Origin of the sequence: Salegentibacter chungangensis (genome assembly GCF_042678405.1) — a bacterium.
Lineage (GTDB): Bacteria > Bacteroidota > Bacteroidia > Flavobacteriales > Flavobacteriaceae > Salegentibacter_A > Salegentibacter_A chungangensis.
On the sequence record NZ_JBHTLI010000001.1, the window covers coordinates 1,990,875 to 2,017,338 of the forward strand.

General features: G+C 39.3%; 21 protein-coding genes and 1 pseudogene. 17 read left to right on the plus strand and 5 right to left on the minus strand.

The features are described 5' to 3' along the window. The first annotated feature begins 192 nt into the window (after positions 1-192). Entirely contained in the window at positions 193-5,196 is a 5,004-nt protein-coding gene (locus ACFQ3Q_RS09070; protein WP_380745008.1) for a translocation/assembly module TamB domain-containing protein, read from the plus strand. Further along, entirely contained in the window at positions 5,193-7,475 is a 2,283-nt protein-coding gene (gene tamL / locus ACFQ3Q_RS09075) for a translocation and assembly module lipoprotein TamL (RefSeq protein WP_380745010.1), read from the plus strand. Before ACFQ3Q_RS09070 ends, tamL begins: the two co-directional genes overlap by 4 nt. Here tamL and upp read toward each other — a convergent pair. Next, positions 7,472-8,131, minus strand: coding sequence for a uracil phosphoribosyltransferase (gene upp / locus ACFQ3Q_RS09080; RefSeq protein WP_380745012.1), 660 nt, complete (start codon positions 8,129-8,131; stop codon positions 7,472-7,474). The two genes, tamL and upp, sit on opposite strands and share 4 nt — an antisense overlap. A gap of 197 nt (positions 8,132-8,328) precedes the next feature. Here upp and ACFQ3Q_RS09085 point away from each other — a divergent pair, with 197 nt between their 5' ends. From ACFQ3Q_RS09085 to ACFQ3Q_RS09095, 3 genes are all read left to right on the plus strand, one after another. After that, positions 8,329-8,691, plus strand: coding sequence for a nuclear transport factor 2 family protein (locus ACFQ3Q_RS09085; RefSeq protein ID WP_380745013.1), 363 nt, complete (start codon positions 8,329-8,331; stop codon positions 8,689-8,691). Positions 8,692-8,697: 6 nt separating this feature from the next. Beyond that, positions 8,698-9,237: an SRPBCC family protein gene (locus tag ACFQ3Q_RS09090; protein WP_380745015.1), complete on the plus strand. Its 540-nt coding sequence runs from the start codon at positions 8,698-8,700 to the stop codon at positions 9,235-9,237. Between the two features lie 68 nt (positions 9,238-9,305). After that, on the plus strand, positions 9,306-9,968 hold the full coding sequence (locus tag ACFQ3Q_RS09095) for a hypothetical protein (protein ID WP_380745017.1): 663 nt from the start codon (positions 9,306-9,308) through the stop codon (positions 9,966-9,968). A 37-nt stretch (positions 9,969-10,005) separates the two neighbouring features. Here the strand turns inward: ACFQ3Q_RS09095 and ACFQ3Q_RS09100 are convergent, their stop codons facing one another. The 3 genes and pseudogenes from ACFQ3Q_RS09100 to ACFQ3Q_RS09110 form a co-directional block, all read right to left on the minus strand. Continuing rightward, on the minus strand, positions 10,006-10,476 hold the full coding sequence (locus ACFQ3Q_RS09100; RefSeq protein ID WP_380745019.1) for a ferritin-like domain-containing protein: 471 nt from the start codon (positions 10,474-10,476) through the stop codon (positions 10,006-10,008). A gap of 81 nt (positions 10,477-10,557) precedes the next feature. Continuing rightward, a pseudogene (locus ACFQ3Q_RS09105) lies at positions 10,558-11,259 on the minus strand (APC family permease); the annotation flags it as partial. Positions 11,260-11,272: 13 nt separating this feature from the next. After that, positions 11,273-11,800, minus strand: coding sequence for an APC family permease (locus tag ACFQ3Q_RS09110; protein ID WP_380745020.1), 528 nt, complete (start codon positions 11,798-11,800; stop codon positions 11,273-11,275). 157 nt (positions 11,801-11,957) lie between these two features. Between ACFQ3Q_RS09110 and ACFQ3Q_RS09115 the strand changes: the two genes are divergently transcribed. The 5 genes from ACFQ3Q_RS09115 to ACFQ3Q_RS09135 all read left to right on the plus strand — a co-directional run bounded on the left by ACFQ3Q_RS09115 (position 11,958) and on the right by ACFQ3Q_RS09135 (position 15,867). Further along, a complete protein-coding gene (locus ACFQ3Q_RS09115) occupies positions 11,958-12,416 on the plus strand; it encodes a universal stress protein (protein WP_380745022.1) in 459 nt (152 codons plus the stop codon). Positions 12,417-12,593: 177 nt separating this feature from the next. Continuing rightward, positions 12,594-13,979 (plus strand): FAD-binding oxidoreductase, encoded by a 1,386-nt coding sequence (locus ACFQ3Q_RS09120; RefSeq protein WP_380745023.1) that lies wholly within the window; start codon positions 12,594-12,596, stop codon positions 13,977-13,979. A gap of 10 nt (positions 13,980-13,989) precedes the next feature. Beyond that, positions 13,990-14,463, plus strand: a complete 474-nt coding sequence (locus ACFQ3Q_RS09125) for a cupin domain-containing protein (protein WP_380745025.1) — start codon at positions 13,990-13,992, stop codon at positions 14,461-14,463. Between the two features lie 127 nt (positions 14,464-14,590). After that, complete coding sequence (locus tag ACFQ3Q_RS09130) at positions 14,591-15,148, plus strand: GIN domain-containing protein (protein ID WP_380745027.1); 558 nt, start codon at positions 14,591-14,593, stop codon at positions 15,146-15,148. Positions 15,149-15,408: 260 nt separating this feature from the next. Next, positions 15,409-15,867 carry a cold-shock protein gene (locus tag ACFQ3Q_RS09135; protein ID WP_380745029.1) on the plus strand — a complete coding sequence of 153 codons (459 nt, stop codon included), beginning with the start codon at positions 15,409-15,411 and terminating at the stop codon, positions 15,865-15,867. A gap of 70 nt (positions 15,868-15,937) precedes the next feature. Here the strand turns inward: ACFQ3Q_RS09135 and ACFQ3Q_RS09140 are convergent, their stop codons facing one another. Continuing rightward, on the minus strand, positions 15,938-17,743 hold the full coding sequence (locus ACFQ3Q_RS09140; RefSeq protein ID WP_380745030.1) for a DUF885 domain-containing protein: 1,806 nt from the start codon (positions 17,741-17,743) through the stop codon (positions 15,938-15,940). A gap of 655 nt (positions 17,744-18,398) precedes the next feature. On the opposite strand from ACFQ3Q_RS09140, the gene ACFQ3Q_RS09145 reads away from it, so the two are divergent. The 7 genes from ACFQ3Q_RS09145 (at position 18,399) to ACFQ3Q_RS09175 (ending at position 26,284) form a co-directional block, all read left to right on the plus strand. Beyond that, complete coding sequence (locus ACFQ3Q_RS09145) at positions 18,399-19,379, plus strand: fatty acid desaturase family protein (RefSeq protein ID WP_380745032.1); 981 nt, start codon at positions 18,399-18,401, stop codon at positions 19,377-19,379. Positions 19,380-19,456: 77 nt separating this feature from the next. Then, positions 19,457-19,651: a cold-shock protein gene (locus ACFQ3Q_RS09150; RefSeq protein ID WP_380745034.1), complete on the plus strand. Its 195-nt coding sequence runs from the start codon at positions 19,457-19,459 to the stop codon at positions 19,649-19,651. 165 nt (positions 19,652-19,816) lie between these two features. Then, positions 19,817-20,302: an RNA polymerase sigma factor gene (locus ACFQ3Q_RS09155; RefSeq protein WP_380745036.1), complete on the plus strand. Its 486-nt coding sequence runs from the start codon at positions 19,817-19,819 to the stop codon at positions 20,300-20,302. A gap of 3 nt (positions 20,303-20,305) precedes the next feature. Beyond that, the gene (locus ACFQ3Q_RS09160; protein ID WP_380745038.1) at positions 20,306-20,905 is read left to right on the plus strand and encodes a hypothetical protein; all 600 of its coding nucleotides are present in this window, start codon (positions 20,306-20,308) and stop codon (positions 20,903-20,905) included. A 220-nt stretch (positions 20,906-21,125) separates the two neighbouring features. Then, positions 21,126-23,177 carry a multicopper oxidase family protein gene (locus tag ACFQ3Q_RS09165; protein WP_380745039.1) on the plus strand — a complete coding sequence of 684 codons (2,052 nt, stop codon included), beginning with the start codon at positions 21,126-21,128 and terminating at the stop codon, positions 23,175-23,177. Between the two features lie 229 nt (positions 23,178-23,406). After that, a complete protein-coding gene (locus tag ACFQ3Q_RS09170; RefSeq protein ID WP_380745041.1) occupies positions 23,407-23,907 on the plus strand; it encodes a hypothetical protein in 501 nt (166 codons plus the stop codon). A gap of 274 nt (positions 23,908-24,181) precedes the next feature. Further along, entirely contained in the window at positions 24,182-26,284 is a 2,103-nt protein-coding gene (locus ACFQ3Q_RS09175) for an elongation factor G (protein WP_380745042.1), read from the plus strand. Positions 26,285-26,464: the final 180 nt, after the last annotated feature.

The window sequence follows — 26,464 nt, forward strand, 5'->3', positions numbered from 1 at the left end:
ATCAGCGTAGGAATACTGTGGAAAACTGGTGGTTTCTGTATCATATTTCCACAAATTTGCCGGGACATTTTCCTTTTGGTTACCACGGAAAGGTTTAATTTTAACAGAAGTTTATTAAACGTAAGGAGCGTTTTGTTTCCCTAAATTCCGTATTTATAAATTTCACTAACTCAGCTAAGATAATAACCAGCTTTGAAGCAGTACAAAAAGAGATTGTTTAAAATTCTAAAGGTCCTTGCCAGAACTCTGGCAGGGATCATTATTTTATTGCTGCTGTTGATACTCTTTATTAGAAGTCCCTGGGGGCAAAATATCATTAAAGACAAGTTCGTATCCTCTCTTCGGGAAAAGACCAATACCAAAATTGAACTGGAGAAGCTATTCGTGACCTTTTCGGGAAATATTGAACTGAACGGGCTTTATCTGGAAGATGAAAAAGGTGATACCCTGGTGTATTCAAAATATATGGAGGCTAATATACCCTTGTGGCCAATAATTAAAGGAAATGCCATTGCGGTAGAGGAGTTAAAGTGGGAAGGGCTAAAAGCAAATATTATAAGGAATGACAGTGTTTCGGGCTTCAATTATAGTTTTCTTACTGAAGCCTTGTCCTCTGATTCCACTACAACCCGGGAAAATCCTGGTTCTTCCTCTACAAAAATCAGGATTGGTGATATAAGTCTTAAGAATATCGATGTTACATATAAAGATAAGCCTGGAGCTATAGATAGTCAGTTTATAATAGGGGAATTAAAGCTGGAATTGAAGGAAACCGATCTTGAGAAGATGAGATTTTCTGCCGATGATGCCCATATTTCAAACACTAGTATAAAATTCACCCAAACAGGGCCTTTTCCGGAATCTGATCCCGAGGAACAATTGCCTATGCCGATTCTTAGTATAAACTCCCTGCAGGTCGACCAGGTTAAGGTCAATTATAAATCTGAGCCCGATAGCTTAAAGGCCTTAACTGAAATTAATGATTTTTCAAGTGAGGTGTCCTTAATAGATCTTCAGGAGCAGGTTATAAATCTTGGATCTTTTACTCTTAAAAATTCGGAAATACAGTTACGTAATAATAAAAGGACCAGTGTGGTTGCCGATAAAGCTGAAGCAAATTCAGATCAATTTCAATGGCCGGAGTGGAAGGTCAATATAAAGGAGATCGACCTTCACCAAAACCGAATAAGTTATTTTGAAAATAATAAAAGGCCGGTAAAAGGAAGTTTTGATCCCGGAGCCATTGTATTAAAGGACCTCAATTTTAAGGCTAAAGGACTGTACCTGATGAATAAGGCTGTGGGAGGTAGGATAAACTCGATCTCCTTCCAGGAAGCGTCAGGAATAACTTCTGAAAACATAGAGTTCAATATTGAAACCACAGATGAGTTTTTCAGGCTTACCGATCTTAAAGCAGTTGTTAATCAAAACAGGCTCGCCGGTGATTTAGAACTGGGCTATCAGGGAATTCAAAATATTACAGAATCCCCCGGCGATACCCGTATCGATATCAATATTTCAGACCTTGCATTTGATATAGCTGATATCTTCAGGTTTCAGCCTGCCTTAAAGAACAATGAATACGTCCGGGCTTTAAGTGAACATAAGGTCTTCGGAAACTTTAAGGCTAAAGGGAAACTGTCTGATATAGGGTTTGAAAAATTAAATATGAATTGGGGGAATTCCACTTCTCTTGCTGCCAGCGGAAATATAAAGAACGTAACAAAGCCGGAGAAGCTTTATTTCAGTGTTCCGCGTTTTGAACTGCATACCCGCCGAAAAGAACTCCTTAGTTTTATTGAAGAAAAAAAACTGGGTATTAGTATACCTGCAGAGCTGAAGTTTTCCGGGAATATTAGTGGAAGCCCTTCGAACATTGAAACCGTCTCTTCGCTTAATACTTCTGAAGGAAATGCAAAAATAACCGGTAGTTTTTCCTCTGAAGACGGTTTGACATTTAATACCGATCTTAATTTAAAAGAAGCGAATCTTGGAAAGCTGCTTAATAATGAAAAGCTCGGGAAGTTAAATCTAGAGCTTAAAGCTTCAGGAAATGGCGAAACTATCAATAAGCTCGATGCTTCTTTCGAAAGCAGGATAACTTCTTTTTCCTATAATAATTACAGCATAAAGGACTGGATTATATCGGGGGAAATTGAGGACGGGAAAGGAGTAGTAAATTCAAAATATAAAGATTCCAGTCTTAATGCGGTATTAGATGCCTATGTGCAATTAGATTCAGTGAGCCCGGCCGTAGACCTGAAAATTGATCTTAAAGGTGCCAATCTTATGGAAATGGGCATCTCTAAAAGAGACATCCGGATTGGTGCTGAAGTTAATGCCAGCTTTAAAGGTAATTCAACAGCATATGAGGTGAGTTCCAATATTATAGATGGGATCGCGGTTTATGATAAGCAGTCCTATTTACTGGGAGACCTTGATCTTACAGCTTTTGTGAGGCCGGATACCACTTCCTTAAAGGTCAACAACAGGCTGATCTATCTTGATCTTGAAAGTAATGCCAGCCCGGTAGATTTCAGTAAGGCACTCAATCGCCATTTCAGATCTTATCTTACGGAAGTAAAGACAGATACGATAGGTGTCCCGGTCAATTTAAAACTTAGGGCTAATATTAACCCGTCGCCTATCCTTTCTGAAGTCTTTTTACTTAACCTGGAAGATTTCGACACCCTTAATCTTAAAGTCGATTTTAAGGAAAAAGAGCGGCAGCTGGACGCACAGGTTGAGTTACCACATCTTACATATTATGGCGGTGAGATCGATAGCCTGAAATTCAATCTTAACTCAGGAAAGGATAATTTAAAGTTCAACCTTGGTTTCAATTCTGTAGACCTTGGTCCTCTTGCCTTGCACGAAACCAAAATAAAGGGAGAGGTTGTTGATGAACAGATGAACCTTGATTTTCTAGCCGGCTACCAGGGTGATAACCTTATCAGCGCCAGATGGCAAATTACAAGGGATGAGGGTCTCGTCCGGTTTCATTTAAGACCAGACAGCCTGAGGTTAAATAAGAACGAATGGACAGTAAATGAAAATAATGAAATCCGGTTGACTGATAATAAACTGGAATTCCATAATTTCAGGTTAAGCCGGAATGATCAGGTTCTGGAAATAACGAATGACAAACCGGGTGTTACAGAAGACCATATTGCTTTGAATTTGCAGAATTTCGGATTGGCGAGTCTTTTTTCTTATCTCAATCCTGAAAGGAAACTGGCTACTGGCAGGGTAAACGGAGAAATGGTGGTTCAGAAACCTTTTACCGAAACCGGGATCCTGGCAGACCTGAGGGTCGATCAATTCAGTCTTTTTAGTGTAGACCTGGGAATCCTTAATTTAAAGGGAGAAACAAAAGGTGCCGGAATGTATGATTTTCAGCTTGAGACTGTGGGAGGTCTTGCAGAACTTGATTTAGTCGGAAATTACCAGGCAGATTCCACAGCGGCTAAACTTGACCTGGTACTCGACCTTAAGAAGGTGGAAATGGAAGCTTTGGAAGGATTTTCGGCCGGAGCCATTAAAAATACTTCAGGCAGTTTCTCCGGTCTTATAAAAGTTGGCGGCACTACGCTTGAGCCGAAATATAATGGAGAACTTCATTTTAAACAGGCTAAATTCAATGTGGCTATGCTTAATGCGGCATTCATTTTACCTGATGAGCACCTGAAGCTGGATAATGCGGGGATCTATTTCGACAAATTCAGAATAGAGGATGAGAACAATAATTATTTTACCGTAGACGGTGATATTTTCACCGAAACTTACCTCAACCCTAAATTCGACCTTAGTTTCAAGGCTGAAGATTTCAAGGCACTGAATTCCACAAAAGAGGATAACGACCTGTTTTACGGCACAGCTACTTTTGATCTTGATGCCAAATTAACCGGAGATCTGGACCTGCCTAACCTCAATATGAAACTGGATGTAGGTCCAAATACGAATCTTACTTACGTGATTCCCGAAGCTGAACTTGCTATGCAGCAAAGGGAAGGAATCGTGATGTTTGTTAATCGTGAGAATCCTGATGCGATCCTGACAAAGACTGAGGAGGAAGTGGAGACTTTTACCGGGTATAATATAGAGGCCCTATTATCTCTGGAAGATGAAGCCATTTTCAGGATAGTAATAGACGAAGAAACCGGAGATAATTTCCAGGTTCAGGGAGAAGGAGATCTTAATTTTAACTTATATCCAAATGGCAGGACCTCTCTTACCGGACGTTATGAGATGAGCGGGGGGCACTATGAAATGAGCTTGTATAACCTGGTGAAAAGGAAGTTCGAAATTGCGAAAGGAAGTACCGTGACCTGGAGTGGCGATCCTTTTGACGCAAGCCTTGATGTAAGAGCCATTTATAAGGTGGAAACTTCAGCTTCTTCGCTTATGGCTGCTCAGACTTCCGGCGCCGATGCTTCTGTGGCAGATCGCTTCAGAAGGGAATTGCCATTTCTGGTGTATTTGAATGTAGAGGGAGAATTGATGGAACCTGAAATTTCTTTTGGTCTGGATATGCCCGAAGATGAACAGGGCAGTGCAGGAGGCCAGGTATATGGAAGGATAAGGCAATTAAACAACCAGGAACAGGAACTTAATAAGCAGGTTTTCTCCTTGCTGGTCCTGAACAGATTTTATCCTTCACCCGGAAGTGACGGTAGCCAGGGTGGTACGGCCGCTATAGCCAGGAACAATATCAACCAGGCACTTTCTGACCAGTTGAATATGTTTTCAGATAAACTTCTGGGAGATACGGGAGTGCAGCTGAACTTTGGGGTGGACAGTTATACCGACTACCAGGGAGAATCGCCACAGCAAAGGACACAACTTGATATTACAGCCCGGAAAAAACTCTTAAACGATCGGCTTATCGTAAGTGTAGGTAGTGAAGTAGATGTTCAGGGTACCGACAGGAATACCGGAGAAGCCAGTCCTATAATAGGGAATGTAAGCATTGAATATCTGCTTACTGAAAATGGTCGTTTCCGCCTTAAAGGTTTTCGAAGAAATGAATTTGAAAACGTAATTGACGGCCAGGTGATCGTTAGCGGGATCGCACTTATCTTTACCAGGGAGTTTAATGAATTCAGGGAACTTTGGAAAAGTATGGTTGAAGAAGAAAGGAAAAAGCAGGAAGAGAAGATGAATGCTGAAAGGCAAAAAAAGCGGGAACAGGAATGAGGTTTATAATAGCAAATATCAAAAAGGCAGGCCTTATCTTATTTGGAGTGTTTCTTATACACTCCTGCAGTGTGAAAAAATTCATTCCTGAAGGGGAATTATTATATACCGGTGCAGATCTCGAGATCCGGGCCGATTCCAGTCTTAAGGAATTGGAAGAAGTGCGTACGGAGATAACTAATGTGCTGCAACCCAAACCAAACTCTAAATTTTTGGGAATGCGACCGGGTTTATACTTTCATTATAAGGCGCAGCGCGAGAAACCTGGTTTTATAAATAGGTTTTTAAACAAGAAAATAGGAGAGGAGCCGGTGTACCTCTCAGATGTAGACATCCCGCGAACCGAGGATCTCATTCTTAACAGGCTCGAGAATCGTGGTTTTTTCTATAGCCGGGTAGGTTCCTCTGTTACCGAAAAAGAAAAGAACAAAACGGCCTCGGTAAATTATAAGTCAAAACTGCCTGAGCCATACAGACTGGAAACTTATCAGCTTGATTCAGATTCACTTATAGTTTACCAGGAATTAAAAGACCTGATAAAAGACACTCCTATTGAAAAAGGGATGAGATTTGATCTTCCCAGTCTTAAAATGGAACGTGAGCGTCTTGATAATGAACTAAAAAAGAGGGGGTATTATAATTTTAACCCCGATTTCCTGATCTTTGAGGCCGATACCAACCAATATAAAAAAAAGAAGTTCGATCTTTTTCTAAGGTTAAAGAAGGATGTGCCTTCCAGGGCACAAATTCCATATAAGATCAGTAAGGTGAATGTTCATCCTAATTACGTAGTGAATAATGATTCACAGCCTAAGGATACTACCAGGTTCGATAATAAGAACTTCATCCAGGATGAAGTATTTTTTAAACCAAAGAGACTTGCGCCATACCTTTTGATTGATGAAGAGGAGTTTTATAACCCGGTCGATTCCAGGAATACCAGCAGGCGTATTGCATCAATTGGGGCTTATAAATTCGTCAATATAAGATATGACGAAATAGATACGCTTGCGACCGATAGCCTTGGAATTCTTGAGGCCAATATATTTCTTTCTCCCTTAAAGAAAAGGGCTGTAAGGGCCGAATTGCAGGCGGTTACTAAATCTAACGATTTTGCAGGACCAAGTCTTGCCTTAACATTTTCTAACCGAAATCTTTTTCACGGGGGAGAGACGCTTAACATCACAGGAAAAGTGGGTTATGAAGTACAGGTTGGAGGTACAGAACAATCCGGGTTAAACAGTCTTCAGCTTGGGCTCGAGACCGAACTTATTTTCCCGAGATTACTTTTCCCGGTTCCTATTGAGAATAACTGGTTTAAATATGATATCCCAAAGACCAGGATTGGCCTGGAGGGAAATTATTTAAGCCGAAGCAAACTTTTTACATTGGCTTCACTGGGTACTAACTTTGGTTACTTCTGGAACGCCAACAGGTTTGTGACCCACGAGTTAAATCCAATTTCGGTTAATTATGTGAACCTGATGAAAACATCAGACGAATTCGACACTATTCTCAGTGAAAACCCTTATTTAAAGAGCAGTTTCGATCAGCAATTCATCGCGGGGCTAACTTATTCTTTCACGTATTACGGGCATCGTGATCTGAGCAGAAAGCATACTTTTTTCTTGAATTCCACTCTGGATATTGCCGGAAATACTATCGATCTTATAAGCGGGCATTCCGATCAGGAACCTCAAACTTTCCTGGGACTTGAATATGCTCAATATGTCAAGGCTGATGCAGATTTCAGTTATCATATGAAAACAGGCAGGGAACAGTTAATCGCAGCAAGGTTATTTGCCGGATATGGTTTGCCTTATGGGAATTCTGAGGTGATGCCCTTTACAAAACAATATTATGCCGGCGGGCCCTACAGTATAAGGGCATTTAATACGAGGTCTCTTGGCCCGGGAACTTATGATCCCGAATCTGAAGCAGGTGCCTATTTTGACCAATCAGGGAATCTAAGACTGGAAGCAAATCTGGAGTACCGTTTTCCTATATACTCCTATTTGAAGGGTGCCGCTTTTATAGATGCCGGTAATGTTTGGAATACCAAAGACAATAAAGATATTGAAGGAGACCGGTTTAGTTCAGATTTTATAAACGAACTGGGAATAGGAACCGGCATCGGGCTTCGGATAGATATTCAAAGCTTTGTAATAAGGTTCGATCTTGCGGCTCCTATTCACGATCCTTCCTTGGCCGAAGGGGAACGTTGGAAATTCGGTTATAAAAAACCCGTGCTTAATTTCGCTATAGGCTATCCTTTCTAGTGCTGTTTTTTAGTCCCGAAACACAGGTCTCCGGCATCACCTAGCCCCGGAACTATATAACCTCTTTCATTAAGTTTTTCGTCTATAGTGGCGATCCAGAGGTGAGTGTTTTCAGGGAAATTTTCAGAAACATATTCTACTCCTTCTTTAGCACCTATAACCGAAACCATATGTATTTGTTCAGGCCTCCCCATAGATTCCAGGGCCTTCAATACATTTACAAAAGATCTTCCCGTGGCAAGCATAGGGTCTGCCAGGATAAGCGTTTTACCCTCAAGGGAAGGGGAGGCCAGGTACTCTACCAGTATCTCGAATTTTTCATCATTATCCGGATGATGTCTGTATGCTGAAATAAAGGAATTTTCAGCTTCATCAAAATAGTTGAGGATGCCGTTATGTAAAGGAAGCCCCGCTCTAAGAATTGAACAAATAACTATATCTTCCTGCGGTAAATTTATTTGAGCCGTTCCTAAGGGAGTAGTTACAGATTTAGAATGGTAGTTTAGCTCCTTGCTAAGCTCAAAGGAAAGCACTTCTCCAATTCGCTCAATATTACGTCTAAAACGCATTCGGTCTTGTTGAATGGAGGTATCCCTTAACTGAGCTATAAAGCGGTTGGCAATGCTATTCTTTTCCTGTAAGTGATGTATATGCATAAGTCTTTGTCTCTGAAATAGTTGTTCTTTTAAAAAGCTTGATTTTTCAAAAAATAAAGATAACCCATGTATCTCCTGTAATCCAAACATATTAAGGCCATATTTAGGACTGACTATCTCAAAAAAATAATGTAAGTTTATATAACTGAGAAGCAGTACTCCCCCGGTTTTATTGACTAACCAAAAACTTAGATGGGATGGGCACTACAGAAAAATTTTTGAGGGAAATAAATGAGGCTTTCGCTAAAGGGAACTCTGATTTTATCACTGAACATGTGACCGATAACATAGTCTGGAACGTGGTTGGAGATTGCAGAATTAAAGGAAAGAAAAATTTCAGGAAAGTACTTGACGAAATGGATGTTCCGGAAAATATGCAGTTGGACATCAGCAATATTCTTGTCCAGGAAAGGACAGCTGTAGTAGACGGTTATATCGAGGTAGGCAAAAAGGGAATGAAGTTAAGAAGATACGCTTTTTGTGACATTTATAAATTAAGTGCCTTGAAAGAACCGAGGATAGAGGAGCTCGTTTCTTACGTTATCGAGATAAAAATATAGATGATTATGGGAAAACACGGAAAACTGATAGCACCGGGCACCCTACAGTTTAAAGTTTTGCTTCCCGGCAATACCGAAGACTTATGGGAATATTTAACCAAATCTGGAAAACGCGGACAATGGCTTGCATCTGGCAAACTGGAAGAAAGGGCAGGAGGAAAGCTTACTCTACATTTTCAGCATAACTTACTATCTGATGAGGAAGATCCGGTTCCGGAGAAATTCAGCCAGTATGAAGATGGTGATACAATGGAGGCCCGGGTTTTACTGGTAGAGCCACCAAAGCAACTCAGCTATACCTGGGCCGGAGATTCTGAAGTAAGTTTTGAATTGCTTCCCAAAGAAGATAATGCACTTCTGATCTTAACCCATAAAGGCCTGGGAGAAGAGCCTGAGACCCTGATAGGGGTTGCTGCAGGCTGGCATACACACTTAGATATTCTGGAAAGTAAGCTCTGGGGAAAGAAGGCACCGGCTTTCTGGAAGACTTATGAAAAACACGAACAGGACTATAAGGAAAGGTTCGATAAAAATTTAGAGAAATAAAAGCTTCTTTCTATTTTGGCCATATTTTTGATTGAAATATGCACAACCATCTGTTTAAATTATCAGAAATGAAATTACGCTTACTTGTTTTTGCTTTTTTTCTGTTGTCTTCCGGAGCCTATGCCCAAATAGAGATCCCTAGAACTACAGATACCGGAGACCTTCTTAAAGCCGAACCTGAAGAAAAAGAAGCAGAAGAAGGTTTGCCGGAAATAGAGGTGAGAAAACCTGAAAAAGAAGAAGAGGAAGAGAATGATTTCTTAAGAAAGGAACCTGAAAAACTAGATTTTCGTGAGACTAATGACGATCTCCTGACAGCCGGGAGTCTTATAGAAAGAAAATGGAAAAAGGATAGCGAAGCTAAAGCAATATATAAAAATGATCAGTACCTGGGAGATTTCAAAACAGCCGGGAAATTTGTAGAAGTTTATTGCCGCGACCACGAATACGTTGATGGAGATAAAGTGCGGGTATTGCTGAACGGAGAGGTTATTTTACACAGTGTAAGTCTTGGGGCCGGTTATACTCCTATTCTGGTCAATCTGGAAGACGGCTATAATAATATTGAGTTTGAAGCTCTTAACCAGGGCGAATCAGGTCCTAATACGGCAGAGTTAAAGGTCTTTGATGAGAAAGGACAACCCGTCACGGTTAATAGGTGGAACCTGCTTACGGGAGCCAAAGCAAGTATCGTTATCAGGAAAGAAAGGTCCTGGGAAGAAAACAAATAAAAACCTGAAGTAAATCAGGTTTTTTTAAAAGCTTAGTTTATAGGTCTTCCATTGTTTTTACACTCGAAATAGTATCCTTAATCTCGGCTATATGAGCTTTTAATACATCTTTTATATGCGGTGGGAAAGTATATTTTTTCAGTTTTTCTTCATATTCCTTTAAACTCGCTTTTTCTCCTCGTATACATTCTTCAAGTATATCTTTATCACTTTGTTTGCTAATTGTGGACTTAAAATCTATCCAGAATCTGTGCAAATTAGATAAAGGGCTGGTATGTTCTTTTGGATGTTCATTCAATTCGTGAATATACTTATCTAATTCGGTTGCAAAATGATTTCTTTGAACCGCCTGATCTTTCAAAAAGGTTTTTAATTGAGAGTTTTTAACGTGTTCAAGTGCTTTTTTGTAACCTTTTTCGGCATCATAATTTTTTTCCAGTAATTCCTGTAAATTATGCACCAGGGTTTTGTGGCTATCTTCCTTAGCGGCTTCTCTTGTTGTCTTCATAACTCATTGATATTTATAGGTATATATGTATAAATATAATAAGAAACTGCGCTGGATTAAAATGATAATAATCAGTTTTTTCTAAACGTTACCCTGAACCAGGTTATAGATATTAAAACCAAACATTATTAAAATGGTAACCAGGGCCAGAACTGTGGGAACAGGAATATTTCGAACATTTAAAGGGATCCGGAAGACCGGTTTTTCCGATTCATCTGTCTTGTTTTTATAGCGAAATTTCAGCAACGCCACATTCACCATTCCAAAAACGATGAAAATGAAAATATTACTGATACTGGCCACTACTTTCAGATTCCCTATTAGTCCGAAGCCAACCGAGACTATAGATATGGCTATAATTGCATAATTAGGAGCATGTCCTATCCCGGAGATGGTAGTGAATTTCTCCAGCCATTTTATCTTGCTGTCCCTGGCTACGTCATATAAAAGCCTTGAAGTTCCCAGAATATTGCTAAGAATTGTTTTACTGGTCGCAAAAAGCGCAATTACTACAAGGGAAGTAGCCCCTATAGAACCGAGCTTACTTTCAATAACGGCTGCCAAAGGCCCGTTGGAATTGGCTAGTTCCTTCCATTCCATTACGCTTACCACACAAACCGCTATGAGAACATAAATAATCAGTACGGCCAGACCGCTTAAAAGTACGGCCTTTGGCATATTCTTTTTAGCGTTTTTTGTTTCCTCAGCCATTTTTACAAGATCTTCAAAACCAACGTAACTGAAAAAGATTAAGGCACCGCCGGCAAATATCCCGGCCCAACCACGGTTGTTGGACTCAAGAAGGTCTACATTCCCTAATTCCGGGACACTGACCCCCTACAACCACAGCAAGCCCCAGAAGGGTAACAATAGTAGCGAAACTATTGTAATAGGAGCTGTATTTGGAGCCTATTATATTGAAGAAAGCCATAAGCCCTATGATGACAATAATTGCTATCCAGCTGGAAATTTCCAGTAAGCGCCCCAGGTAGTCTGCGAAACTTATGGCAATTGCCGCCGCTGCTACCACACCCGTAAAGGTCATAAATATAGACATGATTAGGGCGGTCTTCTTTCCTAAGCCTTGTTTAAGATATTCGAAACTCCCTCCTGCATCCGGAAACCGGCTTACAAATTCAGCATACGTTAGTCCTGTTAATAGCGCCACGGTGGCCGCGATCACAAAACTGAGCCATAACATATTTCCGCTTATGGCGGCTGCCTTTCCAATTATTGCATAAATTCCGGCACCCACAATACCGCCTATTCCAAACAATAAGACATCCCAGAATCCGAGGGATTTTTTAAGTTGGTTCTTTGACATGGATTGGTTGTTTGAGACAAAATACCCATCAGCCAAGAAACCTCTAAACGATTTAACGGGTTCTAAAGAAAAAAATAACAGTGCCTTAAGTCTCTTTTCGGGAAGGTTAGATCTCCATAGTTTTTGTAACTTTAATAGAAGTAAAGCTTTAAGAGAGATGAAAAAAGTACTTATAGCAGTGGATTATAACCCTGTTTCTGAACAGGTAGTAAAAGCAGGATATAAACTTGCCCAAACAATGGGGTCACAGGTTTGTCTTATTCACGTAGTTAGTGATATAAGTTTTTACGGAATTCAATATCCTACCTTTATGGGCTATGAAGGTTATAATGAGATAACTACAGATCTAAGTATGGCAGCAGAAATGCGTAAGGTGGCAGAAGACTTTTTAAAAACTGCGGCAGATCATCTTAACAATCCGTCTGTAAGCACTCATCTGGCAGATGGAGAGACAGCCAGGGAGATCCTTAATTATTCTAAAAAATGGAAAGCCGACCTCCTTGTAATGGGGACTCACAGCCATTCGGTTCTGGAGAAATTGCTGATGGGAACGGTAGCCTCCAAAGTTCTTGAAAAAACAGAGATCCCTGTATTTATGGTGCCGGTTAAAAAATAACCTAAGTACGTATTATTCCCCATATTCTGTAAGCTTATCTTTGTTTAAATTGGTAATGCTCTCTAACTCTGTTACGGCTTAAATCCAGCAGAGGTTTCCCCCCTTTTCATTTTACTTTTAATGATGATTGTACCAAATGTTCAATTGCTTTTGGTATTTCAAAAATCCGGATACATAATGGAAAATTTAGTAAAAGATCTACAAACCAATCTTGTAGATGAATTGGCGACCAAAATCAGGGGGGAAGTTATTCTTCCTAATCACGCAAATTATCATAATGCAAGAAAGATTTATAACGCGATGATTGACCGTAAACCTGGTCTTATAGTTAAATGTGTGGATGCCGCAGATGTGATCTATTCAGTTAACTTCGGAAGAGAGAATAACCTTAAAGTAGCCGTTAGGGGTGGCGGACATAACGGGGGAGGACTTGGGATTTGCGATGAGGGAATGGTAATAGACCTTTCCGGCATAAAGTTTATTCATGTAAATTCTGATGAGAAAACAGTTCGTGTAGGTGGTGGTAATACCTGGGGAGAAGTAGATCACGCTACCCACGCTTTTGGGCTTGCGGTCCCTGCTGGAATTATTTCTACCACGGGGGTTGGTGGTCTTACCCTTGGTGGCGGAGTTGGTCATCTTACCAGAAAATTCGGATTAACCATAGATAATCTCCTGGAAGCAGATATGGTACTTGCTGACGGAAGCTTTGTGAAAGCTAATAAAGATGAGAATCCTGACTTATTCTGGGCCATCAGAGGAGGGGGAGGAAACTTCGGGATCGTTACTTCCTTTAAGTTTAAAGCTCACGATCTTAAGACAGTGATCGGCGGACCTACCTTGTGGCCAATAGAAGAAACCGAAAAAGTGATGGAATGGTATGACCGCTTTATTCATAATGCTCCGAATGACTTAAACGGCTTTATTGCTACCCTGCAGATACCGGGACCTCCTTTCCCTGAAGAACTACATAACAGGAAGTTTTGCGGCATTATATGGTGCTATACAGGAGATCCTGATGAATTTGATGAGCTTTTTCAACCTGTAAGAGACCTTAAGCCAGAATTCGAACACGTAGGCGAAATGCCTTATCCTTCTATTCAGACACTTTTTGACGGAATGATGCCGCCCGGACTTCAATGGTACTGGCGAGCCGATTTTTTCCACGAACTGGGTCCTGAAATCAGGAAAGAGCATCTTAAATTCGGTTCAGAGATTCCCACACCGCTTTCCCAAATGCATTTATATCCTTTAAGCGGAAAAGCAGCAGAAAGAAAGAATAAAGATACTGCCTGGGCTTATCGGGATGCCAAATATGCCGGGGTGATAGTAGGGGTAGACCCTAATCCTACGAATGCACAAAAGATAACCGACTGGTGTAAGGATTACTGGTCTGGGCTCCATCCGTTTTCAGCTGGAGGAGCTTATTCAAACTTTATGATGGATGAAGGACAGGATAGGGTGAAAGCGAGCTATAAAGATAACTACGATAGATTGGTGGAAGTAAAAAGAAAATTTGACCCTACTAATTTCTTCAGATTGAATCAAAATATCCAACCTTAAAATTAGCATTATGAACCTTAAATTAAAATTAAACAATGCAAGGATTTTCCTGGCTGCTATTACCATTCTATTCAGTTTCGTTTGTATGAACGCGCAAAACGCCGGCGATAAATCATCTGTAGTTGTAAATACAGATGATGCCGACCTACAATGGGGTGGCTGCCCGGAATTTATGCCGGAAGGCTGTAATATTGCCATACTTCACGGCGACCCGGCAAAGCAAAATGCAGATATTCTATTTAAGGTTCCGGCTAATTCAGATATCCCGGAACATTGGCATACTTCTGCGGAACGAATGCTCCTGGTATCAGGAACAATGGAAGTGACTTATGAGGGTGAACAAACGCGAACACTTAAGAAAGGCTCTTTTGCATATGGTCCGGCTAAAAAGAAACACTCGGCCAAATGCCTGAATGACGGACCCTGTGTCTTATATATTGCATTCGAAGAGCCCCTGGACGCTTTTGCAACTAAAGATGATTAAATGGATTAATTTACCCGAAGCACTTTTATTTATGTTAGAGTGACCACCGTTAAAAGCGGTGGTTTTTTTATGTAACATTTAAAATTTTCATCGGTCTTTAAAGTGAACAATCAAAAATCAAAAAACGATGAAAAAACTATTTCTTCTTACGATTCTGTTCATCAGCGGAGCTGCTTTTGCACAACAACAAGTTTCTTTGGAAGCATTTAAAGCATTAAAAAGTGAGGTAGATGCAAATATTCAGATTGTGAAATCTGATGTTTATAAGATCGAATATTCCGGTAATACCGAACTTGCCGAAAAGATCAAAGTGGAAGTTGGTGGCCAGGAATGGTCTAAAAAGGTTACCAATTCAGGGGTTGTAATTAACAGTGATAATCTAACTATAAGCTCTAAGGAAGCCGGGATCAGTTTTAAAGACCTGGTAGTTAAAGTATATGTGCCTGAACTTAAAGTTGTTTCCTTAAGTGAAGGAGGCAGGATCACAATGGATAATGAATTCTCTAAAACCGATAATTTCGTTCTGTCCATCAGTAACGGTGCAGTCGCCGATTTTTCAAATATAGATTTCAATAGCCTTGTGGTGAGTTCAGACAGTGATTCGGAATTGCTGTACAAATCGGTTAAAAATATGGTTAGTAGTAACAAAAATGGCTCCAGGATAGTTATAAACAGAGATCGCTAACAAAATTCATTCATTTTTAACCCAAGTGGTGATTAGTTGAATGTAGCCTTCAAATCTTTTTTGAAGGCTTTTGTTTTTTTATCAGGCATTTTGATATCTATATCTTATCTTTGTAGAAATTACAGGCGACCAAGGTCGGCTTAACCTGAATTCACTAGATAGATTATTAGGCAGATCAATTTTCACAAAATTAATTCCCAAGTACTCCTACGGTGTCTCTCAGTAAATGCCGTAAAAAAGTGGCCTATTAAAATCTAAAAATGGCAAGATCCGGACAAACACAAAATAAAAAGGAAAAAGAAAAGAAGAAAGCTAAAAAGCGTAAGGAAAAGGAGCTTAAAAAGCAGGAACGTAAAGAGAACTCCAATAAGGGGGCTTCTTTTGACGATATGATTGCTTATGTAGATGAATATGGAAACCTTACCGATACGCCGCCAGATCCTTCTCAAAAAGTTGAAGTGGACGCAGAAAGTATTGAGATAGGTGTGCCTAAGAAAGAAGACAGGGAAGAGGAAGAAGTAATTACCGATACTGAAGGAAAAGTATCTTACTTTGATCATTCAAAAGGATTCGGATTTATATTAGGAAAACAAACCGGAGAGAAATATTTTGTTCACGTGAGCGGACTTATTGATGAAGTCGAGGAAAATGATAAGGTGTCTTTTGAACTTGAGCAAGGTATGAAAGGGCTTAACGCCGTAAATGTAAAGAAGATCTAGTTTCGAAATTTCGAAATATAAGAAAGCCATCTGGATCCAGATGGCTTTTTTGTTGGATCAAATTAAGAGATCAGCTTTGTTTTTGCTTTTCGATCCAGGCGTTTATCTTGTTTTCCAGCAGTTCAAGCGGAATGCACCCGGTTTCCAGGACTTCATTATGATATTGAGCGATATCGAACTTATCTCCGAGTTCTTTTTTAGCTTTCTCTCTTAGTTCAAGAATTTTAAGCTGCCCTATCTTATAAGATAAGGCCTGACCGGGATTAGCCATATACCTTTCAATTTCAGAAACTATGCTAGCCTTTGGTTCAGCTTCATTTTCAATGGAATACTGAATAGCTTCCTCCCGTGTCCATCCTTTGGAATGAAGTCCTGTATCCACTACAAGACGAACGGCACGATGCATTTCGGCGCCAAGCATCCCAAAATACTGGTATGGGTCAGTGTATAGTCCCAATTCTTTCCCTAAAGATTCCGAATAAAGGGCCCAGCCTTCCCCATAACCACTGTACCACAGAGTTTTTCTGAACATAGGGAGCTGCTCGTTTTCCTGGGTAAGAGAGATCTGATAATGATGTCCAGGAATGGCTTCGTGTAAAAACAGGGATTCGTCTGAATAAATATTGTAAGCGGTGGCATCTGGAATAGGAACGTAAAATATTCCCGGCCTTGTCCCGTCTATAGATCCCGGGTTATATTCTGCACTTGCCGAATTTTCCCTGAAGGCTTCAGTTCTTCTTACCTCAAATTCGGTTTTAGGTTTTTTATCGAAAAGTTTATTTAGCTGGGGTTTCATCCGGTCATAGATCTCATTGAAATGCGCAATAACCTGATCAGGTTGTTTATAAGGCATCAGGTCCTTATTATTCCTAACGTATTCAAAGAATTCTTTCAGACTTCCTTTAAAACCAACCTGTTCCTTTACTTTTTCCATTTGTGCCGAAATACGCGCAACTTCATCGAGGCCTAATTGATGGATCTCTTCGGCAGTAAGATCTGTAGTAGTATACTTTTTTATCTGGTGCTTATAATATTCCTCTCCATCAGGAATATCAGCAATTCCGCTGGTAGTTCTTCCCGCTTCCAGATATTCGTTCTTCATAAAGTTATAAAGATTCTGATATGCCGGGATCACCTTTTCTTTAATCATTTTGGTATACTGCTCTTTTAAACGATTTTTGTCCTCTTCAGAAAAGTTAGAGGGGAAGTTCTTTACCGGTTTGTAGAAAAGGTGTTCTTCAAGATCCGGCTCTGTCATTGCCTTTAGTTGAGGAATCACTTTATTGATAAGGGATTTTGGCAAGACATATCCTTCTTCCATACCTTCCCTCATTTTCTCTTCAGCAGTATTCAGCCATTTTACATAACCTTCGACTCTTTTGAGCCAATTCTCATAATCTTCAACCGTTTTAAAAGGCTGTGCGCCCATACCACTTGCAAGCTGTCCCATAAAAAGATTAACAGACCACATCTGGTCTATGGGAAAGTATTCGTGATTTTTGAAATTTAATGTCTCAAGATGCATTTCTAACTCCCAGTTAAGAACGTCCTTACTCATTTGCTGGGTTTCAGTAAGATCTTCATCCTGAAATTCTTTCAATCTTTCCATATAGGTCTTATAGTAATTCTTCAGGGTATCATTATAAGATTTAGAAAGTTTGTTTGGGAAACGATCATTAAAGCGGTTATCGCCAGAAACAGTAGCACTGATAGGATCTAACGCAAGGCCTTTATCATAGAAATCCTGAAGTAGAGCATCAAAGTTTTCCCTTACAGCGGCAGTATCTTTTTTATTTTCTGATTCCTGTTCAGGTTCATTTTTACAGCCGGCAAGAAAGAGACCAAACATTAATAGGACTATTACTTTTTTGAACATCGGTACGGTTATTTAGATTAAACATCTAATATACACATAAAAACTGCCTTTTCCAGAGAATTAATTTCCCTGGCACAGGAGAAAATTGCTTTAAAAGTGAATAGTGTTACCTGTTTAAGTAAATAAAGAATAAAAAAATAAGTAAGCTAAAGCGCTATCCCTAAAGACTTTCAGCGGATAATTGATTGATATTAAATAAAATATATGAATCTTTTGTCTGATAAATAGGTTAGGGAGTTAAATAGCTCTATATTTGCGCCATATTAAATAGTTTAGTTTTCTTCACTTTAGTTGATCTCCCAAGATTTACATTTAGTTTGTTCTCTTCAGTATTTTTTATAGCAATAGTGCGATAAACATTTTTACAAGTAATTTTAGGAATAAAATACCGGAAAAGATTAGTTCCGGATTTAATGAAAATTCCAATAAGACAGTGCCCTATACCATTTAACACCGGTAAAGATTTAATAAGAAGAAGATAATTCCATCCTTTTAATCCTACAGGAACTGCTAAAAGCTTTAGAACTTAAATAGTAGTAGTATCAACAATCCCAAATTTTCCAAAAGAAGAGGTTCAGATTTTTCAAAAACCCTTAGAAGCAGAGTTAATGCATATTTTAAGAATAACGATCTTAGTAAATATGCAAACAGAAGTATGTTCGCTAAGACGGTTGTAATGTTGAGTCTCTTTTGTATTCCACTAATAATCATTAACACCGGGATCGTTTCCAGTGTATGGTTGCTTTTTGGATTGTATATCCTAAGCGGTCTTGGAATGGCTGGAATTGGAATGGGAGTAATGCACGATGCCATTCACGGCTCATATTCAAAAAGCCGGAAAGTGAATCGCGTAATGAGTTATACCCTTAATCTTATAGGCGCTAATGCAACGGTTTGGAAAATACAGCATAATGTGCTGCATCACACCTATACCAATGTAGAAGAAGCCGATGACGATATAAACACTCCTTTCTTTTTAAGGTTTTCGCCCCACGCAAAGAGAAATAAATTACACAGATTTCAGCATTTGTATGTCTGGTTCTTTTACGGATTATCTACCATTTCCTGGGTTACTGCCAAGGATTGGATCGGGATCATCAGATACCGTAAAATGGGGTTTCTGGAAAAGAAAAACGAATATAAAAAGGAACTGGCCAAACTGGCAGGATGGAAGTTGTTGTATTATACCTACGCTTTGATCATCCCTATTATAGTGGTGCCTTTAGCGCCCTGGATCGTGATCCTGGCTTTTTTAAGTATGCTTTTTATTACAGGCGTTTTAATCAGCCTTGTATTTCAGGTAGCTCACGTGATGCCGGGAACCGATTATCCTACACCGGATAAGGACGGATTAATTGAAGGGGACTGGGCAACACATCAGCTGGCAACCACGAGTAATTTTGCACCGAGGAACAGGTTTCTTACTTGGATCATTGGAGGCCTTAATTACCAGGTAGAACATCATTTGTTACCTAATGTTTGCCATATACATTATAGAAAAATAGCACATATTGTTGCAAAGACAGCAAAAGAATACGGTTTACCATACCATAGTAAAAAGAGTTTCCGTTCAGCAATAGCAGATCACGTAAGAATGCTTCGCTGGCTGGGGAAAAAAGAGGTGGCAGTAAACTGAAACAATACTGATTGATCACTATACAATCACTAAAAAATAATAGTAACAAATAATATTAATATTTAATAATTAAAGTAATGCAAGAAGGAACAGTTAAGTTTTTTAACAGCTCAAAAGGATTTGGTTTTATTAAACCAGCAGATGGAAACGAAGATATCTTCGTACACCAGTCAGGTCTTATCGATGAAATTCGTGAAGACGACAAAGTACAGTTCGAGGTTAAGCCAGGACAAAAAGGAATGAACGCTGTAAACGTTGAAGTGATCGACTAAGAATCACTTATTCCGAATTTAAAAAGCCACTCTGCCAAGAGTGGCTTTTTTTGTTTTATATGGTAATACTAAAGCTGCTATAGAAATGATAGTAAAAAAATTAAGCTGATATGTGATTTTTTAGGAACTTCCTGCACTAATAAGTTGTAACATATTTAATAATTGATGCCGGCCAACCAAGAATTTACTGAAGCCATTAAAGAGAATGAAGGGATCATTTACAAGGTCACCTTTATGTACACCGATAACCTTGAAGACAGAAAAGACCTTTACCAGGAGATTGTTTACCAGCTCTGGAAATCTTTTGATACGTTCAAAGGGAATTCAAAATTATCCACCTGGATCTACAGGGTAGCTTTGAATACTTCGGTTACTTATCTTGATAAAAGGAAGAAGAGGGGACAGCAGGTGCCAATTAACAGCGAACTTCTGAACAGATTGGAAACATCTGAGAAAGCTTCAGATGAAAAGCTGAAATTGCTCTATGAACATATAAAAAGACTAAATGATATTGAAAAAGCCATAATTCTGTTATACCTGGAAGGAAAGAACTACGAAGAGATCGCCGGGATCACTGGTTTTTCGAAAACCAATGTGGGTACACGCTTAAACAGAATTAAAGAAAAACTAAGACAACAAGTAAAAGCCTGAATTATGGAAATTGAAGAAATGAAAGGTCTCTGGAGTGAGATGTCTGAAGAACTGGAACAACAAAAAATTTTAACCAATAAACTTATAGAAGAAATGACACAGCAAAGAATTCAAAGAAAACTGGGGGGGATCTCTATCCCTGAGAGTATAGGAGCAGGAATTTGTTTTTTGGCCGGTATCCTCATCCTTTTTAATTTTAATGAATTTGATACCTGGTATCTAAGGTTATGCGGAGCACTGTCCTTAATCCTTCTTATCGGGCTTCCCGCAGCTTCTTTAAGAAGCATCTATAAAATGAAGAACGTGGATTTCATAAATAACACCTATAAAGAGAGTTTACTTAGATTCCTGAAGGCAAAACAGCACTTTTTTACGATACAGCGCTTTGCGGTAGTGGCAGCTTTTGGCTTTATGCTCATCAGTCTGCCTGTTGCATCTAAACTAATTAAAGGGAAGGACCTGTTTTTAGAACCGACGGCCTGGTATTGGTATATTCCGGTAATGGGTATTTTCCTGTTTCTCTTTACCAGATGGGTATTGAATGCTTATAAAAACATCACCACTTCAGCTGAAGAAATGTTTAAAGAGCTGGACAAATCCTGATGCAAATTAAACACAAATTTTTAAGAAAGGAACAAGGTCAAATCTTGTTCCTTTTTTTATTGATTAGCTCGAAAATTAAAATGATGCATGCTTGCTGGTTAATACCGGAGTCCTTGCTTAATTAATTAACATAAATTGATTTATATCATTATTTATCAAGGGGTTGTATTATAATTTAGACTTGCTCCTTTCACTAAGTCTAACTGCTAAAACTCTAATTATGATACGAAAACTATTCTCTTTTAGCCTGTTCCTTATTTTAATCTCCCCATCAATGACAAGCCTGTTCGCACAGGAATATGAAACTTACGAGGAACATAATTTACTTGACCCGCTATCACAAACTAAATTTGTAAATGAATTGCCGATACCTGAGGTATTACAGCCCACTTCAGGTGAGACTTACTACGAGGTTCCCATTACCCAGTTTGAACAGCATCTTGGACTGTTTGATGAATCAGGAAAAGCTTTAATGACCACTGTTTGGGGCTATAATGGATCTTATCCCGGACCTACCATAGAAGCTTATAAAGATGTTCCAATCACTGTAAGGTGGGAGAATAATTTGACCGATAAAGATGGATTTCCTTTAATACATTTGTTCTCTATAGACCCAACATTACATAGGGCAGACCCAGATAAAGGTATACCAGTTGTAACCCATTTGCACGGAGGGCATACCGAAGTTGCCAGTGATGGACATCCGCAAGCCTGGTATACTCCCTATTTTGAAGAGAAAGGGGAACATTTTGTAAAAGAAAATTATGAATATGCCAACGACCAGGAGGCTACCACTTTATGGTATCACGATCACGCATTAGGAGTTACCCGGCTAAATGTATATGCAGGGCTTGCAGGATTTTATTTGTTGAGAGATGCCTGGGAAAGCAGTCTCAACCTGCCTTCAGGTGAGTATGAGGTTCCTTTGGTTATACAGGACAGGTTGTTTTTAGAAAATGGAGACCTGTTTTATCCTTCCGGAATTGATGAACTTGAAGACCCACTGGAAAAGCCATTACCATCAGATGTCACTGTTTTACCCGAAATGTTCGGGAATATTATACTGGTAAACGGAAAAGCCTGGCCTTATCTTGAAGTAGAACCAAGAAAATACAGGTTGAGATTATTAAATGGTTCGGATTCCCGGTTTTACGAACTCTTTTTGCCGGGCATTAACTTTTATCAGATTGGATCAGATGGCGGTTTGCTTAACAGCCCTGTCAGGCAAAACAGACTGACCATAGGCCCAGGGGAAAGGCTTGATGTTATTGTAGATTTTTCAGACCCTCAAGTTTCAGGACAAACCCTGATAATGAAGAATACGGCAAGATCTCCATATCCTTTTGGAGATACTCCAAAAGCTAATACAACCGGACAAATTATGGCTTTTAAAGTAACTAAAGCTCTTGCTGGTCCAGACACGAGCGTGATCCCCCTGAACTTAAGACCTTCGCCGATTAATGATCTGGGGGAAAGCACAGAGACAAGGAAACTGGTTTTATTTGAAGGCACAGATGAATATGGACGTTTAAAACCGATGTTGGGAACTGCACAAGATGGACCTCTGGAATATATGGATGAAATAACGGAAAACCCTATGCTTAACGCGGTTGAAGAGTGGGAGATCTATAATACAACTGCAGATGCCCATCCTATTCATCTTCACCTTGTCCATTTTCAGGTTATAAATACCCAGAAATTCAATGTAAAGCAATATGTACCAAAAGATGAGAATTCTATTCAGTTGTTAGGTCAGCCTAAGCCTCCTTCTCCTGAAAATGCAGGATGGAAGGATACCTTTATTGTCTACCCGGGGGAAGTGGCCAGGGTGAAGGCAAAATTTGATAAAGAAGGATTCTATGTCTGGCATTGCCATATTCTTTCTCACGAAGACTACGAGATGATGCGTCCTTTTTATGTAGGTGAAATGCCCTTGGAATTGGTAAACAAGGATTTATCCAGTGAAACTGATTTAAGTCTCACAACCAAAGAAGAGAGCTTTTCAGAATTATACAGTTCCCTGAAAATTGCTCCTAACCCTATGGGGGACTATACCCGGATACAATTCAGTGTTGAAGACAATACCGAAGCGGTACTTAGGATTTACGATTTTATGGGTAGAGTAGTGGCTACACCATTTACCGGAAAGGTAAGGGCAGGAGAGATCTACCAGGTTTTATTCAAACGGGAAAGCCTGGCAGGAAATATTTATATCTGTAAAATCGAAACAGCAAATGGGAATTCTGTTGAAAAAATGATCATCGCAGACTAAGAAAATATCTGAGCAGGATTAAGGTAAACACGGTTAAGCTGCAAACAGCTGACCGTGTTTTTTATTGAAAGCATTTTGTTGAATGATTTGTGCTATTATTGAGAACAAAATTGGTATCCCGCATTCTTTCTTTGATATAATTTTATGCTCAGGATGCTGGTATAGTAAGGCGACTTATTGTATGGCATTGGTGAAATAGAACGGAATATTAACCAAAAATCCAATGATTATGAAAACTCTAGTATTAGGTATTTTATTATTAGGCCTTAGCAGTCTGGGCTATGCGCAAAGACTGGATGTAGAGCGTGTGATGCTTGAAGATGTAAAGGTTTCAACCTTAAATTCAGACTATTTACATGCCATACAGGATGACAAAACACCACTTAACTTGATTGGTGTTCAGAGGCTTATTGCTTCCTACGATATTAACGATGCTTCATTTTATGATCCTGAAAATGACAGGTACGAGGTGTACTTTAAGACCGAGAACGGAAACAGTACTGTTTATTATGACGGAAAAGGAAAGATCTTAAAGTCTCACGAATATTACAAAGATGTAAAAGTCCCTATTGAGATCTGGAAACAAATCTATAAGGATAATGAAGGCTGGTCGATGATTAAAAATAAATATTCTTCAACCTATTCTGATTCTGAACTAAGAAACAGAAAGTATAAGGTCTTCTTAAGCGATGGTGTTGAGACCAAAAAGGTGGTTCTGAATATCAATTAAACGAATAATTCGAAAACTTGAGATTAAAAAATGAAAACGCAGCTAAAAGTGCTGCGTTTTTTATATCTCTAAAATGCAGGAGATGACCATCGTCATAAAACCCCGAAAAAAACCTCAATTTTCTCTCTGCAGGATTATAATCAATAGCCATTTAGAGGCATAATTGCTATCTTTAATAGGCCTAAGGATAGTGATTTCTATATTCAGATCCTTCGAATTGAAATCTGATTTTGCCTTGGTTTAAAATATACAATTCTAATCAATATCCGAACCGATGAAAATTTATGATGACAAGCACATTAAGAATGTAGTCTTTGTGGGGGCGCATAATAGTGGAAAGACTACTCTTGCCGAAACTATGGTTTATGAAGCGGGACTTATAAACAGACGCGGATCTGTCGAGAATAAAAATACGGTCTCAGATTACCACCAAATTGAACATGAAAAAGGGAATTCGGTTTTTGCAACCCCATTACACACTGAATGGCGTAACTATAAGATCAATATCATAGACACTCCCGGGCTGGATGACTTTATCGGTGAAATCATTTCTTCTATTCGGGTTGCAGATACTATTGTTACGGTCCTCAATGCCCAACACGGAGTTGAAGTGGGAACAGAGATCATTTGGAGCTATATAGATAAGTTCCATAAGCCTGGACTTTTCGTGATCAATCAAATAGATCATCCGGCAGCTAATTTTGAGGAAAGCTTTAAAAGTATTAAGGGCCTTGTGGGGAATAATGCCGTCAAGATCCAGTATCCGTTAATTATGGATGGTGCTCAGTGTATTATAGATGTGCTGAAGATGAAAATGTATAAATTTTCAGCAGAAGGATGGAAGCCACAGAAATTGGAGATCCCCGAAGATCAAAAGGAATTAGCAATTCAGCTACATAATGAACTGGTAGAAAAAGCGGCAGAAAATGATGAAGAATTAATGGAATTGTTTTTTGAAAAAGGCAGCCTTAATGAAGACGAAATGCGTAAAGGCATAAAAGCCGGAATGCTAAATCACGACCTGTTCCCGGTCTTTTGTGTATCGGCTTTAAATGATATGGGTAGCGGCCGGCTGATGGGCTTTATAGATAATGTAGCTCCGGCAGCTGCAGACCTGGTTCCGGAGCAAAGTCTTAACGGAAAGGAAATTCCTCAGAAAACAGATGCACCTACTGCCTTGTTCGTGTTCAAAACCGTGCATCAGCCAAACTTAGGGCAGATCACCTTCTTTAAGGTTAAAAGCGGAGAAGTAAAACTAAATGATAAGCTCGAGAATACCAGAACCGGAGAAACTGAAGTTCTGAACCAGTTATTTATAATGGACGGGAATGACAGAAAACCGGTCTCTAAACTAAGTTTTGGGGATATTGGCTCCACTTTGAAACTCAAACATACAGAGACAAATGACAGCTTATGTAGCCCCGGTAGCGATATAAGCATAAAACCCATAAACTATCCGGAACCCAGGATGAGGAAAGCGGTAAGTGCCGTAAATACTAAAGATGAAGAGAAGCTTAATGAAGCTCTCAAAAAGATTCATAGCCAGGATCCAACTGTCGTGGTCTCTTTCTCTAATGAAGCCAGGCAAATGATACTGGCCTGTCAGGGGGAATTACATTTGGCTATTATTGACTGGACATTGAGGAACATATATGATGTGGAGGCAAATTTTGAACAACCCAGGATTTCTTTCAGGGAAACTATTCAACGTTCTTCTACAGCCAATTACAGGCATAAAAAACAATCCGGAGGCTCAGGCCAGTTTGCCCAGGTGCATATGAAAATAGAGCCTTGGTTTGAAGGAATAGAAGAGCCTCAGGGGTATAATATCAGGGGGAAAGATGAAATAGACCTCGCTTGGGGTGGCAAACTGGTGTTTTATAATTGCATTGTTGGCGGTGCTATAGATGCACGATATCTTCCGTCTGTTATGAAAGGTATCCTGGAAGTTATGGAAAACGGTCCTTTGACCGGTTCTTATATAAGGGATGTAAGAGTTATGGTCTATGACGGAAAAATGCATTCGGTAGACTCTAATGATATTTCATTTAAGATCGCCGGAGCTCACGCTTTCAAAGAAGCTTTTCTTAACGCAAACCCAAAACTACTGGAACCTGCAATGGAATTAACCGTAAAGGTACCTGAAGAAATGGTTGGAAATGTTATGACAGACCTGCAAGCCAGAAGAGCAATCATCCAGGGAATTGATTCCAAAGAAAATTTCCAGATCTTAAAATGTATAGTCCCCGAAAAAGAATTGTTTGGTTTTTCGACAGATCTGAGATCCTTAACCAAAGGTCGTGCAACTTTTAAGGCAAAATTCTCAGATTACCAGCCGGTTCCTAATAATATTCAAAAAGAAATGGTCGGTAACTAATAAAAGATTAATCACTCAGAAACAGGACATCATTGATCAAATATTGATTCCCTGTTTAAGCTCTAATCCGTGAGAATAGCGTAATTTATATTTCCTTGGATATTTGTCGGAATATATCGAGAGTTTAGATCTTAGTAGAAACAATGTCTTTTGAACTATAATTTATATTATGTAAAATAG

What these genes read in the sequence shown, in the direction of transcription:
- tamL (WP_380745010.1), top strand. Translation starts at nt 5,193, where the DNA reads ATGAGGTTTATAATAGCAAATATCAAAAAGGCAGGCCTTATCTTATTT.
- upp (WP_380745012.1), bottom strand. Translation starts at nt 8,131, where the DNA reads ATGCATATACATCACTTACAGGAAAAGAATAGCATTGCCAACCGCTTT.
- ACFQ3Q_RS09085 (WP_380745013.1), top strand. Translation starts at nt 8,329, where the DNA reads ATGGGCACTACAGAAAAATTTTTGAGGGAAATAAATGAGGCTTTCGCT.
- ACFQ3Q_RS09090 (WP_380745015.1), top strand. Translation starts at nt 8,698, where the DNA reads ATGGGAAAACACGGAAAACTGATAGCACCGGGCACCCTACAGTTTAAA.
- ACFQ3Q_RS09095 (WP_380745017.1), top strand. Translation starts at nt 9,306, where the DNA reads ATGAAATTACGCTTACTTGTTTTTGCTTTTTTTCTGTTGTCTTCCGGA.
- ACFQ3Q_RS09100 (WP_380745019.1), bottom strand. Translation starts at nt 10,476, where the DNA reads ATGAAGACAACAAGAGAAGCCGCTAAGGAAGATAGCCACAAAACCCTG.
- ACFQ3Q_RS09110 (WP_380745020.1), bottom strand. Translation starts at nt 11,800, where the DNA reads ATGTCAAAGAACCAACTTAAAAAATCCCTCGGATTCTGGGATGTCTTA.
- ACFQ3Q_RS09115 (WP_380745022.1), top strand. Translation starts at nt 11,958, where the DNA reads ATGAAAAAAGTACTTATAGCAGTGGATTATAACCCTGTTTCTGAACAG.
- ACFQ3Q_RS09120 (WP_380745023.1), top strand. Translation starts at nt 12,594, where the DNA reads ATGGAAAATTTAGTAAAAGATCTACAAACCAATCTTGTAGATGAATTG.
- ACFQ3Q_RS09125 (WP_380745025.1), top strand. Translation starts at nt 13,990, where the DNA reads ATGAACCTTAAATTAAAATTAAACAATGCAAGGATTTTCCTGGCTGCT.
- ACFQ3Q_RS09130 (WP_380745027.1), top strand. Translation starts at nt 14,591, where the DNA reads ATGAAAAAACTATTTCTTCTTACGATTCTGTTCATCAGCGGAGCTGCT.
- ACFQ3Q_RS09135 (WP_380745029.1), top strand. Translation starts at nt 15,409, where the DNA reads ATGGCAAGATCCGGACAAACACAAAATAAAAAGGAAAAAGAAAAGAAG.
- ACFQ3Q_RS09140 (WP_380745030.1), bottom strand. Translation starts at nt 17,743, where the DNA reads ATGTTCAAAAAAGTAATAGTCCTATTAATGTTTGGTCTCTTTCTTGCC.
- ACFQ3Q_RS09145 (WP_380745032.1), top strand. Translation starts at nt 18,399, where the DNA reads ATGTTCGCTAAGACGGTTGTAATGTTGAGTCTCTTTTGTATTCCACTA.
- ACFQ3Q_RS09150 (WP_380745034.1), top strand. Translation starts at nt 19,457, where the DNA reads ATGCAAGAAGGAACAGTTAAGTTTTTTAACAGCTCAAAAGGATTTGGT.
- ACFQ3Q_RS09155 (WP_380745036.1), top strand. Translation starts at nt 19,817, where the DNA reads ATGCCGGCCAACCAAGAATTTACTGAAGCCATTAAAGAGAATGAAGGG.
- ACFQ3Q_RS09160 (WP_380745038.1), top strand. Translation starts at nt 20,306, where the DNA reads ATGGAAATTGAAGAAATGAAAGGTCTCTGGAGTGAGATGTCTGAAGAA.
- ACFQ3Q_RS09165 (WP_380745039.1), top strand. Translation starts at nt 21,126, where the DNA reads ATGATACGAAAACTATTCTCTTTTAGCCTGTTCCTTATTTTAATCTCC.
- ACFQ3Q_RS09170 (WP_380745041.1), top strand. Translation starts at nt 23,407, where the DNA reads ATGAAAACTCTAGTATTAGGTATTTTATTATTAGGCCTTAGCAGTCTG.
- ACFQ3Q_RS09175 (WP_380745042.1), top strand. Translation starts at nt 24,182, where the DNA reads ATGAAAATTTATGATGACAAGCACATTAAGAATGTAGTCTTTGTGGGG.